The organism is Cytobacillus praedii (assembly GCF_001439605.1).
GTDB classification, from domain to species: domain Bacteria; phylum Bacillota; class Bacilli; order Bacillales; family Cytobacillaceae; genus Cytobacillus; species Cytobacillus praedii.
The window spans coordinates 140,306-155,395 of sequence record NZ_LMBX01000008.1; the positions used below are offsets into that span (position 1 = coordinate 140,306).

General features: G+C 37.0%; 14 protein-coding genes. 8 read left to right on the forward strand and 6 right to left on the reverse strand.

Annotated features, from left to right (window positions below; all coding sequences use genetic code 11):
- Nucleotides 1-351: 351 nt before the first annotated feature.
- The gene (locus ASU02_RS10950; RefSeq protein WP_057763455.1) at nucleotides 352-1,119 is read right to left on the reverse strand and encodes a MerR family transcriptional regulator; all 768 of its coding nucleotides are present in this window, start codon (nucleotides 1,117-1,119) and stop codon (nucleotides 352-354) included.
- A gap of 272 nt (nucleotides 1,120-1,391) precedes the next feature.
- On the opposite strand from ASU02_RS10950, the gene ASU02_RS10955 reads away from it, so the two are divergent.
- From ASU02_RS10955 to ASU02_RS10970, 4 genes are all read left to right on the forward strand, one after another.
- Complete coding sequence (locus ASU02_RS10955; RefSeq protein WP_057763456.1) at nucleotides 1,392-2,573, forward strand: YhgE/Pip domain-containing protein; 1,182 nt, start codon at nucleotides 1,392-1,394, stop codon at nucleotides 2,571-2,573.
- Between the two features lie 44 nt (nucleotides 2,574-2,617).
- The gene (locus tag ASU02_RS10960; protein ID WP_057763457.1) at nucleotides 2,618-3,154 is read left to right on the forward strand and encodes a PadR family transcriptional regulator; all 537 of its coding nucleotides are present in this window, start codon (nucleotides 2,618-2,620) and stop codon (nucleotides 3,152-3,154) included.
- Nucleotides 3,155-3,421: 267 nt separating this feature from the next.
- A complete protein-coding gene (locus tag ASU02_RS10965; protein WP_057763458.1) occupies nucleotides 3,422-4,615 on the forward strand; it encodes an epoxide hydrolase family protein in 1,194 nt (397 codons plus the stop codon).
- A 141-nt stretch (nucleotides 4,616-4,756) separates the two neighbouring features.
- The gene (locus ASU02_RS10970; RefSeq protein ID WP_057763459.1) at nucleotides 4,757-5,647 is read left to right on the forward strand and encodes a helix-turn-helix transcriptional regulator; all 891 of its coding nucleotides are present in this window, start codon (nucleotides 4,757-4,759) and stop codon (nucleotides 5,645-5,647) included.
- Between the two features lie 336 nt (nucleotides 5,648-5,983).
- On the opposite strand, the gene ASU02_RS10975 is transcribed toward ASU02_RS10970, so the two are convergent.
- Entirely contained in the window at nucleotides 5,984-6,853 is an 870-nt protein-coding gene (locus tag ASU02_RS10975; protein ID WP_057763460.1) for a cation diffusion facilitator family transporter, read from the reverse strand.
- A 476-nt stretch (nucleotides 6,854-7,329) separates the two neighbouring features.
- Nucleotides 7,330-7,836, reverse strand: a complete 507-nt coding sequence (locus ASU02_RS10980) for a VanZ family protein (protein ID WP_057763461.1) — start codon at nucleotides 7,834-7,836, stop codon at nucleotides 7,330-7,332.
- A gap of 232 nt (nucleotides 7,837-8,068) precedes the next feature.
- Here ASU02_RS10980 and ASU02_RS10985 point away from each other — a divergent pair, with 232 nt between their 5' ends.
- The 3 genes from ASU02_RS10985 to ASU02_RS10995 are packed head-to-tail and all read left to right on the forward strand — an operon-like array spanning nucleotide 8,069 to nucleotide 10,584.
- The gene (locus ASU02_RS10985; RefSeq protein ID WP_057763462.1) at nucleotides 8,069-8,776 is read left to right on the forward strand and encodes an ABC transporter ATP-binding protein; all 708 of its coding nucleotides are present in this window, start codon (nucleotides 8,069-8,071) and stop codon (nucleotides 8,774-8,776) included.
- A 1-nt stretch (nucleotide 8,777) separates the two neighbouring features.
- Complete coding sequence (locus ASU02_RS10990; protein ID WP_057763463.1) at nucleotides 8,778-9,839, forward strand: ABC transporter substrate-binding protein; 1,062 nt, start codon at nucleotides 8,778-8,780, stop codon at nucleotides 9,837-9,839.
- Nucleotides 9,814-10,584, forward strand: coding sequence for an ABC transporter permease (locus ASU02_RS10995; RefSeq protein WP_057763464.1), 771 nt, complete (start codon nucleotides 9,814-9,816; stop codon nucleotides 10,582-10,584). Before ASU02_RS10990 ends, ASU02_RS10995 begins: the two co-directional genes overlap by 26 nt.
- A gap of 55 nt (nucleotides 10,585-10,639) precedes the next feature.
- Here ASU02_RS10995 and ASU02_RS11000 read toward each other — a convergent pair whose 3' ends face one another.
- Nucleotides 10,640-11,323 (reverse strand): response regulator transcription factor, encoded by a 684-nt coding sequence (locus ASU02_RS11000; RefSeq protein ID WP_057763465.1) that lies wholly within the window; start codon nucleotides 11,321-11,323, stop codon nucleotides 10,640-10,642.
- The gene (locus ASU02_RS11005) at nucleotides 11,320-12,696 is read right to left on the reverse strand and encodes a sensor histidine kinase (protein WP_057763466.1); all 1,377 of its coding nucleotides are present in this window, start codon (nucleotides 12,694-12,696) and stop codon (nucleotides 11,320-11,322) included. The genes ASU02_RS11000 and ASU02_RS11005 overlap by 4 nt, the downstream gene beginning before the upstream one ends.
- A gap of 208 nt (nucleotides 12,697-12,904) precedes the next feature.
- Here ASU02_RS11005 and ASU02_RS11010 point away from each other — a divergent pair, with 208 nt between their 5' ends.
- Nucleotides 12,905-13,498 (forward strand): YdhK family protein, encoded by a 594-nt coding sequence (locus tag ASU02_RS11010; protein ID WP_057763467.1) that lies wholly within the window; start codon nucleotides 12,905-12,907, stop codon nucleotides 13,496-13,498.
- Between the two features lie 101 nt (nucleotides 13,499-13,599).
- Here the strand turns inward: ASU02_RS11010 and guaD are convergent, their stop codons facing one another.
- Nucleotides 13,600-14,967, reverse strand: coding sequence for a guanine deaminase (guaD, locus tag ASU02_RS11015; protein ID WP_057763468.1), 1,368 nt, complete (start codon nucleotides 14,965-14,967; stop codon nucleotides 13,600-13,602).
- Nucleotides 14,968-15,090: the final 123 nt, after the last annotated feature.

The following is a 15,090-nucleotide window of genomic DNA, read 5'->3' on the forward strand; positions in this document are numbered from 1 at the left end:
CCTATGAGACGAATCCCTGAAAAATCATAAGGAAAAGTCCCATAGAAAGGCCCTATGAGACGAATCCCCGAAAAAGCATAAGGAAAAGTCTCATAGAAAGGCCCTATGAGACGATTCCTCGAAAAAGCTTAAAGAAAAGTCCCATAGAAAGGTCGTATGAGACGAATCCCCGAAAAAACATAAGGAAAAGTCTCACAAAAGAGTTCTATATGACAAATTCATCAAAAAGCTAATGGGAAAGGTCCATAAGCTAAAAAGAGAAGCTGACTCAAATTGATCGTTTGTAAACGACAACGGGAGTCAGCTTCTTTTTTGTTGTAGGCTATAATTCATCACTAAAAAACCTTTTTCCTAGTCCAATTCTGCTTGTTTCATACAATATTCCATTGCCTCGTTTAGCCATTGCTGCTCATCATCAGAAAACGGGGAAGGTGTCAAATTTTCAAGTTCCTGAATATCGAGTTCCTCGACGTCAGTATCTGCTAGTTCTTGTATCAAATCCTCACCAAGAAATGCAAAAGATGCTTCAAGATAAGTTTGAATCATTTCTTGTACTTTTGGGTCCTCTACAGGTTTTCCATAAAGCTGTTTTACTTCCTTAGCTAATTGAATAAATGTCTGATCTAAGGTGGCTTTTTCTTCTTCAGTTTTTTTCGACAATTCTTCTGCAATATCCGCTTGTATATGCCGTTCCATCCATTCCTTCTGTATATTTTCTGTTTGCATACTATGGATGAGAGTGAATAAGATGGCACTATCTACCTCCCCCTCTACCTCCAGCAGCTTAGTAACTCTTTTAATTGCCGTCATTGATTGTTCGATTCTTTCTTTTTCATTTTCTAATGCTTGAAAGTGGAGAGATAACGTTTCATTTAAATCAACAGTAAAACTTGATTCGTTTAATAAATGAAGGATTTTATCCAAACTATACCCAAGAAATTTTAGACTTAAGATTTTCTGCAAGGTTAGAATATCTCGGTGACTGTAAATGCGATGTCCTGACGTTGGATTCTTTTCTGGCTGTAAAAGACCCATTTCGTCATAGTAATGCAAAGTACGAATAGAGATTCCAGTCTTTTCCGAAAATTCTCCGATGGAAAACTTATTATTACCTTTCATCTAAATTCCTCCCATAAAAAAGTATAGTTTCATTATAAAACCTGACGGAACTGTAGGTTCAAGCAAGAATTGGGATGTTGAATAAAGTTTATATAATTTAATGCCATTAATGTATTAAATAAGTTTTTACCTTAACTAATGTATTAATAAAGATTTTTTAATTGACTTTATATAAAAGTATAGAATAAAATAAGGGAATACTTTAATCAATGTACTCTAATTAGAGTACATTGATTAAAGTAAAAATATAATTCAACAAGGAAGGATACATCATGAAATTTACTCAGTTCATAAAAACTAAAGGTGCAATTGCTGCTATCATTATGGGGATTTTCTATTCCCTTGCGATGCTAGGTATATTCTTGCCTGGTTATACGGCAATACCAGGAAATATCGATAAACTGCCGATTGCTATTGTCAATGATGATGCTGGTGAATATGGGGCAAAGATTGCTGGCCAGTTACAAGAAAATTTACCATTTAAAGAAATAGATACAAATCTATCAAATAAACATGCCTTAGAGGATTTGGAGAAAAATGATTTAGCATTAGTTGTGCATATCCCTGAAACATTCTCTGCGAATATGAAAGAAGGCAAAACATCATCAAGTATCGACTTTACAATGAATGAAGCAGGAGCAACGGTTGTTTCTTCTAGTATGAATTCAATTGTTACGCAAATTAATAACCAAATAAGCGCACAATTCTCTCAGCAAACAGCTCAAGGCGTGTTAATGAATTTACATGTACCAGAAAAGCAAGCTGCTGAATTAGCTGAAAAGATTGAAACAGCTTATGTGGGAAATATTGTTACTATTAACGATATTCCTAATGGCATGCATCATAATATGCTGCCAATGTTCTTAACAATGGCAGGCTATGTTGGTGCAATGATCGGGGCGATGCAATTAGTAGGGGCTTTCAAAGCGAGCAGAGGAAAGGCAAGTAAAACTCGTTTATTCATTTATGTGCAAGTAGCTGCGTTATTCATTGCAGCTGTATCATCACTAGCTGCTGCTGGCTTGGCCTACTTAGTGAATGAACTAAGTGGGGACCTGTTCTTCAGTCTGTTAGGACAGCAAGTTTTAAACTATATGGTTGCCTTTAACTTCACTGCAATTTTAATTTTCTTAGTTGGTGAGGGCGGGATGATTTTGAACTTGCCCATTCTATTGATACAAACAATTGCAAATGGTGCCACGATTACACGTGAAATGATGTACCTTCCATATGAATGGATGAGCTACATCTCTCCCATGTATTACTCTGTACAAGCATACTTTGCAAACCTGTACGGCAGTATTAGCCCAAGTCCATATATCTGGTCAATGGTTATGATTGGTTTGGTTGCGATGCTAATTAATATCGCAATCGTTACATTTTTGCATAAACCAATGCCAGTTGAGGTACTAGAAACAGAAGATGTAAAGAATGCAGCTGAAGTCACAGCTTAGTTTTGCTAAAATAAGAGGAAACTCTTCTTGAAGGAGCATCGAGAATGTCCATTCAAATTTTTATATTAAGCAAACTAATGGAGGACAATAATTATCCATACAAATTAAAAAAACAGCTTTCAGAGCCTATTCCCTTGGATGAACTAGGCGGATTGACAGAAAGTAAATTGTACTACCATTTCGATTCGTTGGCTAAAAAAGGTTTAATTGAGCCGGTTGAAATTATAAAAGAAGAGCACCGGCCAGATAAGCAAGTATTTGCTATTACGGATAAGGGCCGTGAAGCACTGCCAAAATTAATCTACAAAATGTTTGAACAGGCAGAGGGTATTAAAGATATGGTCGTTGGCTTAGCAAATATGAAATATGTCGATCGTAATAAAGTTGCAGAAATACTTGAAAAAAAATTAAAAATGATCGAGGATGGCTGGGAGCAGCTAAGCAGGTTTGAGCATGTGCAGACAGACAAGGAGTCTGAGACAATTAGAGAGTTTTTGAGCGGTTATCTTTCAACTAAAACAGAGCATAAGATTGAATGGCTTGAAAGGTTAATTATTCATATTAAAGAAGGGGAAATATGACTTGTTGCTGATGGTATTGCACCGAATGCAGTGAACTAGCTTCAGAACATAACTATCTATAATAATTTTAAATAAAAAGCTATGTGAAAACTTATATTCACATAGCTTTTTTTTATTGTAATATGCCCTCTGGGTTATGAAAACTAAGCTGTTAGCCTTTTTAAAAAGTTTGGAGGAATTAAACTCGAAATTTTTAATCCTGACATACATGGTGTCAGGATTGATCGTATATTCTGTGAGTATCCCAATATTGAAAGGAGTTTTAGTATGAGTACTTTTAACTATGAAAAGACAAAACAATCTTCAGATCAGGTGGCTGATTCCATTCATCCCTTCCATATCGAGGTTTCAAGAGTTGATCTTGACGACTTGAAAGAACGATTAAATCAAGCACGTTGGCCAGATGAACTGCCGGGAACAGGATGGGAACGTGGCGTGCCGAAGAGGTATATGGAGGAGCTGTGTGATTATTGGAAAAATAGTTATGACTGGCGTATGCATGAAGCACAACTTAACGAGTACCCTCAGTTTTTAACGGAAATCGACGGGCAAAACATTCACTTTCTTCATATAAAGTCACACGAACCTGATGCAACTCCTTTGATGCTCATTCATGGCTGGCCGGGGTCGTTTGTCGAATTTCTGGATGTCATCGATCCTTTAACGAATCCACGGGCTCATGGCGGGGAAGCTGCGGATGCATTTCACCTTGTTATTCCATCCATACCGGGCTTTGGATATTCTATCCCATTAAGTGAGCCAGGCTGGACACCTTGGCGTATGGCGGAAGCTTTCATTCAGTTAATGGAACGACTCGATTACAAACAGTTCGGGGTACAGGGCGGTGACACTGGCTCATTTATCGCTCCTGAGATGGGGCATATTTCACCAGAACGAATAATTGGTATACACCTCAATGCGTTACTTACTTTTCCATCAGGTGAAGAAGGTGAGCTGGATCAATTGACAGAAGATGAACAAACACGTATGACAAGATTAGAGACGTTTAATGATGGTTATTTGCAAATACAGTCTAAAAGCCCACAAACTCTAGCATACGGACTGAATGATTCTCCAATCGGCCAACTAGCCTGGATTGCCGAGTTATTTAAAAGATTGTCAAATACTACGGATGGTTTGGCGGAGCAATCAATTAGCCGTGATCGAATACTGACGAATGTCAGCTTATACTGGTTTACCGGAACGGCTGGTTCATCTGCTCAAGTTTATTATGAGTCTATGCATGACGAAGCTGCTTGGGTGCCAAAGGGGCGTGGTACAGTTCCAACTGGAGTGCTGTTGTCCCTGTCCCAGGATACAACAATCAGGGGTTTAGCTGAAAAAAAGCATAACATTGTTCATTGGAATGAATATAAAAATGGCGGTCACTTTTTTGCCTTAGAACAACCTGAACATTTTGTTGAAGATATACGTATGTTTTTTAGGAATATTCAATCATAATAGTCTGCACGTAGAGAGAGGAAAAGAAATTGAAAAGTATACTAGTTAAGTAGTATGTTAAGTCAGAGAAAGTTTTATATTTATTTTTTTCAATGAAATAGAGGCAGCAAGAAAAGTTTATTCATGTGAGGAGGGAAGAGGATGAAACTCGATCGTTTGCTGGGTATCACGATGGCTTTGTTAACCAAAAGGAGAGTGACAGCCACGGAGTTAGCTTCTAGGTTCGAGGTCTCTATTCGAACAATCTATCGTGATATCGAATTAATTAATCTATCGGGTATCCCTGTTACTTCATTCTCTGGTACAGATGGCGGTTTTGAACTAATGAGCGGGTTCTTCTTAACTAAGCAATACTTCTCAATTGATGACTTTTCTGTGATCTACAATCTTTTAAAGGAAATGGATGGTGCGGTTGGAGGGAAAGAATACACAACTTTAATCAATAAGCTTAGTACCTTACAGCCTGCCCTCTTACATGCGGATCGACAAGACAAAATTATTTTCGATATGAGCGCATCGGAGGGAGAGAAGGAGATTATTATTCCCTTGCTAAAAGCGATCGATCAAACGAAAAGGATTGAGTTTACTTATACAAATGCTTTAGGTCAAGAATCAATCAGAAAGATAGAACCGTTGAATCTTTTATGGGAGCGGGGAACTTGGTACATAGACAGCTATTGCCTATTACGAAAAGACAAGCGCTATTTTCGCGTTTCAAGGATGACTAATCTCGAAGTGTTAGAAGAGCTTTTTACACGGAAAATATACTTCAAACGTCCGGTTCAAGAACATGGCACAAACGCTCACCTCCGTTTTGATTTATCGGCACAGCCTCGAGTGTTCGAGCAATTTCCAGGAGAATTTACACATCACGGAGATTTTATTGACGTACAAACCATATTTTATTCAAGAGAGTATGCGATCTCAATCATTTTAAGCTATGGCGAAAAAGTTGAAATCATTTCCCCTGTTGAACTGAAAGATGATTTGATGCAAAAGATGAATGAGATCCGAAAGGTTTATTTCAATTGAAATGCCTAGCATATGCATAGATTGACAGAAATAACGCCAGTAACCTAACTTGAAAGGGGACTGGCGTTGATTTTTCTTTATGTCAAAGTATTTAAAGATCCTATTATGCCTTTTTCCATAAGATCGTGTTCAATCCCATCTAGGTGCCCATAGTCATACCCATTCACTGCAATTGTTGAAGAGATACTTTTGACATAAGAAAGGTGATCAAGGCGCTAAACAATCAATTAAATTCTTCTTTAAAGTATCATGGGGCTTTGTATATATAACAAAAAAAGTCGGTTTCTAATCGTATAGAAATCCGACTTTTTTATTATTTAGAGTTGTTTTTGCTAGTTAATTCGGCTCCACATGAACATGTACATCAAATACCCCGTAATCCTTCATCATGACTTTTTCGACATGGGTTGCAATATCATGTGCTTCTTTAATATCCAGCGTGGAATTAACCAGAATGACGACATCTATGACTTCGTTATTTCCGTAGTATCTTCCTTTAATTTCTTTTATTCCTTTTACGCCATCCACTTTTGTGATTACATCCTGATAAAGATGAATTTTCTCTTCATCAAATCCGTCGGAAAGTTCATGAGAGGCTTGTTTAAAGATATCCCAGGCTGTTTTACAGATCAAAAGTCCGACAATAACGGCAGTTACCGTATCCAGCCAGGGCATTTTCAATTGAGAGCCTAGAATACCTACGGCTGTTCCTATACTCACCCAGGCATCTGAAAGGTTATCTTTTGCTGCTGCCATAACGGCTTTGCTATTAATTTGATTAGCTAACCTTTTGTTGTAAAGGTATACAACATACATGGCTAATGCAGAAAAAATACCTACATAAGCTGCTAGAATATCGGGTGTTTCATTATCTCCTCGGAACATGGAAGTTATTGCATCAATCAGCACTTCGAGTCCTACTGCAGCCATAATAAATGAGGCGACCATTGAGGCAATCGTTTCACTTTTCCAATGTCCATAACGATGATCTTTATCTGGCGGTCTTTGTGATAACTTAAGTCCAATGAGTACGGCAATAGATGCAATAATATCGGTTGTATTGTTAAGCCCATCTGCTTTTAATGCAGCAGAATCACTCATATGCGCAATAACTAATTTTAAGATAGAGAGGCAGATGTAAGCAAGAATACTAATGATTGCCCCTCGTTCTCCTAATTTAAGATCTTTATATTTTTGTTCTTCCATTTTCTTTTGCCCCCTATTAACCCTTGAACATGATACAACTTAAAATATGGGTGGGTCTAGAGCAATCTTTTTGCACTATTTTATATAAGTAAGTAAGGGGCAAGTAAGTTGCGTTTGGGAAAAAACACTATTTGGTCACAGTACTTAAAGGTTTTATCAGCGATTGATAATTTGTTTTATCTGCTTCTCCTTTAACGAGGAGGTTAATTTTTATTTTTTGTTCACAATTCCTTTCAACTTTTCTCACTGAATCTTCACCCTTCCAGTCATGGGAACAACAAGATAATGATCTTCACTTGATTTAAAGGAAGCCTCGAAATGATTTATTTGGAGGGAGCTAAAGGAGTTTTGAAATGGAGGGGAAGAAATAACCTTTTCGATAATGCAGTTCGTTGAGTTTCACAAAGCACTGTTTAAGATGTAACACAGATTAGGATAATTAAAACAGCAAGGGCAATTGCTAATTGACAGATAAATTACCAATTAGCAATTGAAACCAAAATTGAAATAAATAAAACGGGTACCCCTACTAAAGCGGAAGCAACGGTTATTAACTTTCTTACTCGGTGCCCATTTTTTAAAATTCTCTCCAATAATAAGTAAATCAGTATTCCGATTAATCCCCCTAAAGAATTTAAAATAAGATCATCAATATCACTTGCACCAATAGCGAATATATATTGGATGATTTCAGCACCTAAGGATAAACCGCAAATAACTATAAAACTTTTAATCGCTCTCTCTTTAAAAATCATCAGATAAATCCCTGCAGGAACAAACATTAGTACATTTCCCCACACATTTACATCTACCGATTTGGTGCGGATGCCATCATCAACTCGAATATAGCTGCGGATGGTTTCGAATGGGATAAGATTTATGCTTCTATATTCGCCTCTTGATAAAAAAAGCAAATCTATTAATAAAAATAGATAAAAAATAAGCATTGCCCAAAATAAAAATGGATATATTCCTTTTTTCATAGTTAATCTCCTTCTAGATTCTTTCCCCTTTAACTTAATAGACGAGACGGAATGGGAGAAACCCTACAAGGGAAAGTATTAATATTTCCCGTCACATTTTTGCCATAATTTTATGGGCAAGGTGTGATTGTTATCATAAGTAATGAGAAATGTTATCAATTATAATTCCAAATGAAAACTATTATCATTTATGGGATTGATAATACTTTGACAAAAATACTAGGGGAATGCTATGGACGTACTACTAGAGTTTAATTCTGTGTCGGTTAGTTTTTACGAGGAGAAGGTAATTGAAAATCTATCTTTTTCTTTAAAACAAGGGGATGTGATTGCATTATTAGGTCCTTCTGGCTGTGGGAAAACAACGATATTAAATATTACTTCAGGCTTGATAGATCCAACTAGAGGGAAGGTTAGCCTTCATACCAAAAAGTTTGGTTATGTATTTCAAGAGCCAAGATTACTGCCATGGCGAACAGTTATAGACAATATTTTATTTGTTATGAGGGAAAAAAATAAAACTGACAAGAAGCAGAAGGCAATTGAAATATTAAGGATGGTTAGATTGGATCATGTTGCGAACTATTATCCTTCTAAGTTATCGGGAGGTATGAAACAGCGAGTCTCAATCGCTCGTGCACTAGCAACCCATCCTGAACTTATATTAATGGATGAGCCGTTCTCTGCACTTGATCCAAAATTAAAATATGAACTTCAGCAAGATGTTATTCAATTAATTGATGAAAATCATATCGGGATCATCTATGTCACACATGATCCATTGGAGGCACTGAGACTGGCTGACCGAATTTTAGTGCTTTCAAGTCAGGGCTGCTCAATCATACATGAAATGAAAATTGCTAAAAAAAGAAATGAAAGAGATTACGAATTTTTAACGCAAGTTGAAATAGAACTCAGGAAATGGGTTGGGGGGATTTAACGTGGAAAAACTATATAAAAACAACATTCATTATCTACTTGTATTCTTCTTATTAATCACTGTATTTTTAACGGGATGTTCACAATCAACTGATAAAGAGTCAGCTTCTCAAGCGAGTGAAGGACAAAGCAAGAAGACTGAAATAGCAGAAAAGTTAAATGAACTGACCATTCAAGCACCAATGGGAATCTCAATTGCTGCACCAATTTACAAAGTAGTGGATGATAATAATTTAGACGAATTTACGAATCAACTAATTTACATGCCTTGGAAGAATCCAGATGAGCTTCGTGCACGAATTAGTGCCGATCAAGCAGATATATCAGCCGTCCCAACATATGTTGGTGCCAATCTATATAATCGAGGGATGGATGTAAAACTAATGAATGTTTTAATTTGGGGAATTTTGTATGTAGTAGGACCAGATGGTGAACAAGTGAGCTGGGAGCAATTAAAAGGGCAAACCATTCATGTTCCCTTCAAAGGTGATATGCCTGATCTTGTATTTCAATATTTATTAAATAAAAACGGCATTGATACAACAAAGGATATAAAGATAGAGTATGTTTCTTCCCCGCAGGAAATTGTTCAGCTTATGATTGCAGATAAAGCAACATTTGCAGTTGTTCCAGAACATGTAGCTACACTATCCGTTGTTAAAGGAAAACAGGAAGGAAAGAACCTTGCAAAGATTATGAACTTACAGGAGGAATGGAAAAAAGCAACAGGAAGGGATTCATATATTCCACAAGCAGGTATCCTCGTCTCAAATTCATTGATTGAGGAACAGCCTGAATTAGTAAAGGAAATTCAAAATCAATTTGAACAAAGTGTTCAATTTATTAATGAAAATCCGTCAGAAGCTGCAGCGATTATTAATAAAACGAATGAGGATGTACCAAAACCGATTATTGAGCAGGTTATTCCGTCACTAAATTTGCAGTTTGTTTCAGCCAAAGATGCCAAAGATGATTTAGAGTTTTTCTTTAACGAGCTTTCAACGCTTTCTCCTGAAATTATTGGAGGGAAACTGCCGGATGCAGGCTTCTATTACGAAAAATAAAAAAAGAATTATTAGAATCTTAGTTATCCTGTTATTACTTTGTATTTGGCAAATATGCTCCTATTTTTTGCCTAGTATATTATTGCCTTCACCCATCGAAACGTATGATGAATTTGTAAAATTAATTATTAATGGGGAATTAATTAGCCAGCTAGCTCAGTCTGGCTTCAGAATGCTGATAGGGCTTGCGATTGGCATTATCATTGCCATTTCTAGTGGATTAATTGCAGGAAAGTTTGAAGTTGTCTATGAAATCTTTCGTCCCATTTATTCTATGATTATGGGCTTGCCACCGATTATTGTCGTTGTATTAGCGATCGTTTGGTTTGGAACAAGCTCAGCTGTCCCCATTTTTGTTGTAAGTGTGCTCGTTTTTCCTGTCATTTATTTAAATACGGCAGATGGATGGCGAAATATTGATAAGCAATTACTTGAGATGGGGGCCATTTACAAAACTTCGCACCTTCAAAATTTAAAGTACATTATTCTCCCAGGATTGGCTGTTCCAATTATCTCAGCGCTTTCATTAGCGGCTGGTTCAGCTGTACGAATTACAATTATGGCAGAATTATTAGGTTCTAATTCTGGGATAGGCTATTCCCTTGCATTGGCAAGAGTAAATATAAACACAGCGAAAGTATTTGCTTGGACGATTATTTGTATATTAATTATACTTATCCTTGATCATTTTGTGCTTAATCCAGTAAAAAATTATGTACTTAGATGGAATAAACAAGGGACTTAAACTTTTTAAAGCTAATCCAACACAATGTTAAGTGGCTGTTAGATTAGCTTTTCTATTATAATGTTTCTTTCCCAGCCCATTTATATCCAACTCCCCAAACGGTTAGTAGATGATTATCAGCAGGGAATCCGGCTTTTCGAAGCTTTTCTCGCAAATTCCGGACATGAGAGTCAATTGTCCGATCTTCAGTTGATACTTCATATCCCCAAATAGAAATGATTAAATGCTCTCTCGTAAAAACTTTATTTTGATTATTAAGAAATAAACTCATCATCCCAAATTCCTTAGGTGTTAGTAAGATACCCGCTCCATTGTACAGAAGCTCATAGCAATCCTCATCAAGTAAGAGGCCGCGAAATGTGATTTTTCCTGTATCGGTCTTCTGTCTTCTTAAAACTGCTTCAATCCTTGCGATCAGCTCTTCTTCGTCAAAAGGTTTAGAAATATAGTCATCCGCACCATAATTTAATCCTTTTACTATATCGGACTTTTCGCTCATAGCTGTAAGCATAATAATTGGAATGTCCCATGTTTGTCTGATCCTTTCACAGGCTTCCAGTCCATTCATTTCAGGCATCATAATGTCTAAAAGAATTAAATCTGCATGATGGGATTCTAAATAGTTTATTGCCTCTCGGGCTGATTCCTTTTTAATACATTGATATCCGATAGGCGATAAATATAAAGTTAATAAATCAAGCATCATTGGTTCATCATCAACGAGTAAAAGAGTCTTCATCGTTTCAGCTCTCCTTTAAAGATTAGTTCAATTTCAGTCCCGACATTCTCTTGGCTCCTAACCATAATTTCTGCTCCATGTGCTTGAACAAGTTCTTTTACAATCGCAAGCCCTAGTCCTGTGCCGCCTAAAGAGCGTGCTCTTGATTTTTCTACTCGATAAAAACGATTAAAAATGAGTGGAATTTCCTTTTCCGGTATTCCTTTTCCGTTATCTAGGACAGAAATATGAATTGATTTTTTATTTTGCCATGCCTTCAGTTCAATTTTTGCGCCCGCTTGAGAGTATTTCATGGAATTATCTAGTAAGTTGAGAATGATCTGTTCAAGTCTTAATGGATCCGCTTGTATTAAGGTGTTTTCTGGGCATAGCAGTTCAAAATTTATTTTTTTCTCTTGAAAAGCAAGGGAAAGCTTCTGTTCCATTTTCTTGAAAAATGGCTTTAAATCAATACGTTCTTTATGGATAACAAACGAGTTTTGATCAATTTTTGCGAGATTAAATAATTCTTTGATTAACTCTGATAAACGGTTTGTCTCTTCAACAATAATTTTTAAATACTTTTCTCTTTCTTCATCGGGAAGTTTCCGTTTTTGCACAATATCTGCATATCCTTTGATATAAGTCAGAGGTGTTCTCAGTTCATGAGAAATACTTGCCAGGAATTCATTTCTTTCTTGTTTTAAATAATTTAAATCTGTAGCTAATAATTCGATGGATTTTGCTAAATCACCTAACTCATCATGAGATGATATAGGCAATGAGACTGAAAACTGACCTTTGCTTATTTGTGATGTTGCTTCTTTCATTTTTAGAAGTGGCTTTGTAATTCCCCTTGAAAGAAAAATGATAATAATAATAGTCAGACACACGGAGATCCAGCCGGCTAGAAAAAAGTGGTCATTTAATCCTTGTATGAGCGAATGTACAGATGCTGTGTTTTCAAACATGAAGACATAGGCTGCTGGCTGTCCGTTCATTTCAATAGGACTAATGGTGGCAATATAGGGCTCATCTTTCCAGTTGTCTTCTACGATTTCCCCCTCGGCTGAAATAGAGGAGGAAGGTATCCTCAGATATTTCTCAAATGAGGCCGTATCGGATGAGGATCCGAGTACATTCCCGTTTTTATCCGTGATAATTACATCGGTCATTGATTCAGATTCCATTAAGACGACATGATCAATCGTTTCAATACTGAAATGCTTTTCAAGGATGGCACTATGTGAATTCCCCCTTGCTTTCAGTGCTTTAAGCTCTTCTTCCACTCTTGATTCAGCAATTCCCTTATGCAAAAAGAAAAACATGAAGGTTATCAAGCCAAATATAATCAAAAAAAACAATATCCCGAGCTTTACAGAGAGTTTTTTCAATACACTCACCTAATTTCAATTGTTTTTTCTATTTTACTTACTATATCTGAAGATTTTATGCAGAAAATAGGATCATACTAAATGTAGTTTAATTACTTTTGGGTGTATGTGCATAAATAATGCACATTTTTATAGTACTCTATATTCGTAATAAAGGTAGCCTCTGTGCCCCCAAATATTGAACTAATCATCGAAAGGAGAATTTTTTATGTTGATAAGAAGGAAGCGAGTATTTTTAACTGTATTTGCTGCCATATTTTTAGTACTAGGTGCATGTTCTAATGATACTGACAAAAACACAAAGAAATCAGAGGAGGAGAACACTGAAAGCGCAGATAAAAAGGAAGGAATGGATCACAGTAACATGGATATGTCTAGCTCTGGCGAGATCCCTGAAGACTTGAAAGCAGCTGAAAATCCAACCTATCCAGTTGGAAGTAAAGCTAAAATCGAATCAGATCACATGGAAGGCATGAAGGGGGCAGAAGCAACGATTGTAGGAGCCTATGATACGATTGCATATACCATTTCATATACACCAACGACTGGTGGGGAAAGAGTGGAGAACCATAAGTGGGTTATTCACGAGGAAATTCCAGAAGCGGGTGATAAACCGCTTGAACCAGGCTCTGAATTTGTAATAAATGCTTCGCATATGAAAGGCATGGACGGAGCGACAGCAGAAATTGACACAGCCGAAGAAACTACTGTTTATATGGTTGATTTCACAACCACTACCAGTGGAGAGGAGATTAAAAATCATAAATGGGTAACAGAAAGTGAATTGTCACCAATTGAATAATGCAGCTTATACTTTAAGGGAAGGCTTAAATAATTTAAATTATCTATCAACTATTTGCCCTCACAAATGTTTTGATTTTTAAGCTGTGAGGGCAACTAGTTCTACATACGTGAATGAACCTTCTCTCCTTGAACCCAAACTTCACGGATGTTTTCTGGGCGGGCCAGATACATAATTTTCTGAAAGACATCAAATAAATCTTCATTTGTACTATAGATAGGAAGTTTTGCAGATGCAATAGTTGTATCGATAATTTGTACGTCCCAAGCATAGTTTTCTGCTAAGCGTCCAATTGGTAAGCTCAGGCTTTCTCCGCCGCCTGCAGTAGCAAAATAAAAGGCTTCATTTATTGTGATTCGTGAATTTGGAACTCCTCGTTTTTCAGCAGGAAGGGATGGATTTACCCCATCATCGAGCATTCTGGATGAAATAACTGCTTGTCGGGTATTATCGAAAAGACTTGGGGAGAACCCTCCGGAAATATCTGATCCTAAACCGATCTCTACACCCTTTGCATGTAAATGGGCGATTGGTATGACACTATTGGCAAAGTAGGCATTGGAGATTGGACAATGACTAACAGCCGTTCCTGTATTCGCAAATAACTCTGCATCATCGTCATTTAAGAAATTACAATGTGCCATGACAGACTTATCACCCAATAAACCAAAATCATGTAAAGCAAATGCGTCATTCTTATTAAAACGATCTTGAACATATGTATGCGCCCAGTCGCTTTCACTGCAGTGAGATTGGATGTGTGTATCATATTTAGCAGCTAATTCTCCTAAGCCCTTTAAGGCTTCATCCGTACAGCTAGGAATAAACCGAGGTGTAATTACAGGGTATACTCCTTGTTTGACTGACTTTGCCAATTCTTTAACTGCTAGAATAAATTCTTCTGTATCTGCTAATGCAGTCTGTGTATCCGCATCACGATAATTCTCGGGGGTTTGTTCAGGATCATCCATAACAACCTTGCCAACTAAACCGCGCTGTCCTTTTTCAGCACATATTTTTGCCAGCAGCAAACTAGCCTCTTTATGAATGGTAGCAAAATAAAGTGCGGTAGTTGTTCCATTTGCTAGGAGGGTGGTGACTACGCCCTCGTAGATATCCTTCGCAAACTGTATATCAGAAAATTTTGATTCCAGCGGGAAGGTATACGTGTTTAACCAATCATAGAGAGGAAGATCTAAGGCTGTTCCAGATTGGGCCCATTGTGGTGCATGAACGTGCAAGTCGATAAATCCGGGTAAGAGATATTGACCATCTGCTAAACGATGGAAGTTTTCTGTCCCTTGGTATAATTCTAGTAAGTATTTATAGTCATCCGCTTCTGGACCAACGACTTTTTCAATCAATCCGTCTGCATTAATACAAAATAAATATTCCTTTAAAATCTCTACTTCTTTTGGTGAGCTGCTGGAAAAAGCAGTGGCTTGAAAAACTTTTGTGTATGAAATCATAGGTACCCTCTTTCTTTTGCTGGTGATATAGAGTCCTGAAAGCAAGAATGCCTATTCCTCATAAGACTCCAAATACACCTTAGAAAAGGAATGACAACTTGTCCCCAAAAAAGTATATCGTAT

Coding starts and splice junctions, on each gene's coding strand:
- ASU02_RS10950 (WP_057763455.1), bottom strand. CDS start 1,119: ATGAAAGGTAATAATAAGTTTTCCATCGGAGAATTTTCGGAAAAGACT.
- ASU02_RS10955 (WP_057763456.1), top strand. CDS start 1,392: ATGAAATTTACTCAGTTCATAAAAACTAAAGGTGCAATTGCTGCTATC.
- ASU02_RS10960 (WP_057763457.1), top strand. CDS start 2,618: ATGTCCATTCAAATTTTTATATTAAGCAAACTAATGGAGGACAATAAT.
- ASU02_RS10965 (WP_057763458.1), top strand. CDS start 3,422: ATGAGTACTTTTAACTATGAAAAGACAAAACAATCTTCAGATCAGGTG.
- ASU02_RS10970 (WP_057763459.1), top strand. CDS start 4,757: ATGAAACTCGATCGTTTGCTGGGTATCACGATGGCTTTGTTAACCAAA.
- ASU02_RS10975 (WP_057763460.1), bottom strand. CDS start 6,853: ATGGAAGAACAAAAATATAAAGATCTTAAATTAGGAGAACGAGGGGCA.
- ASU02_RS10980 (WP_057763461.1), bottom strand. CDS start 7,836: ATGAAAAAAGGAATATATCCATTTTTATTTTGGGCAATGCTTATTTTT.
- ASU02_RS10985 (WP_057763462.1), top strand. CDS start 8,069: ATGGACGTACTACTAGAGTTTAATTCTGTGTCGGTTAGTTTTTACGAG.
- ASU02_RS10995 (WP_057763464.1), top strand. CDS start 9,814: ATGCAGGCTTCTATTACGAAAAATAAAAAAAGAATTATTAGAATCTTA.
- ASU02_RS11000 (WP_057763465.1), bottom strand. CDS start 11,323: ATGAAGACTCTTTTACTCGTTGATGATGAACCAATGATGCTTGATTTA.
- ASU02_RS11010 (WP_057763467.1), top strand. CDS start 12,905: ATGTTGATAAGAAGGAAGCGAGTATTTTTAACTGTATTTGCTGCCATA.
- guaD (WP_057763468.1), bottom strand. CDS start 14,967: ATGATTTCATACACAAAAGTTTTTCAAGCCACTGCTTTTTCCAGCAGC.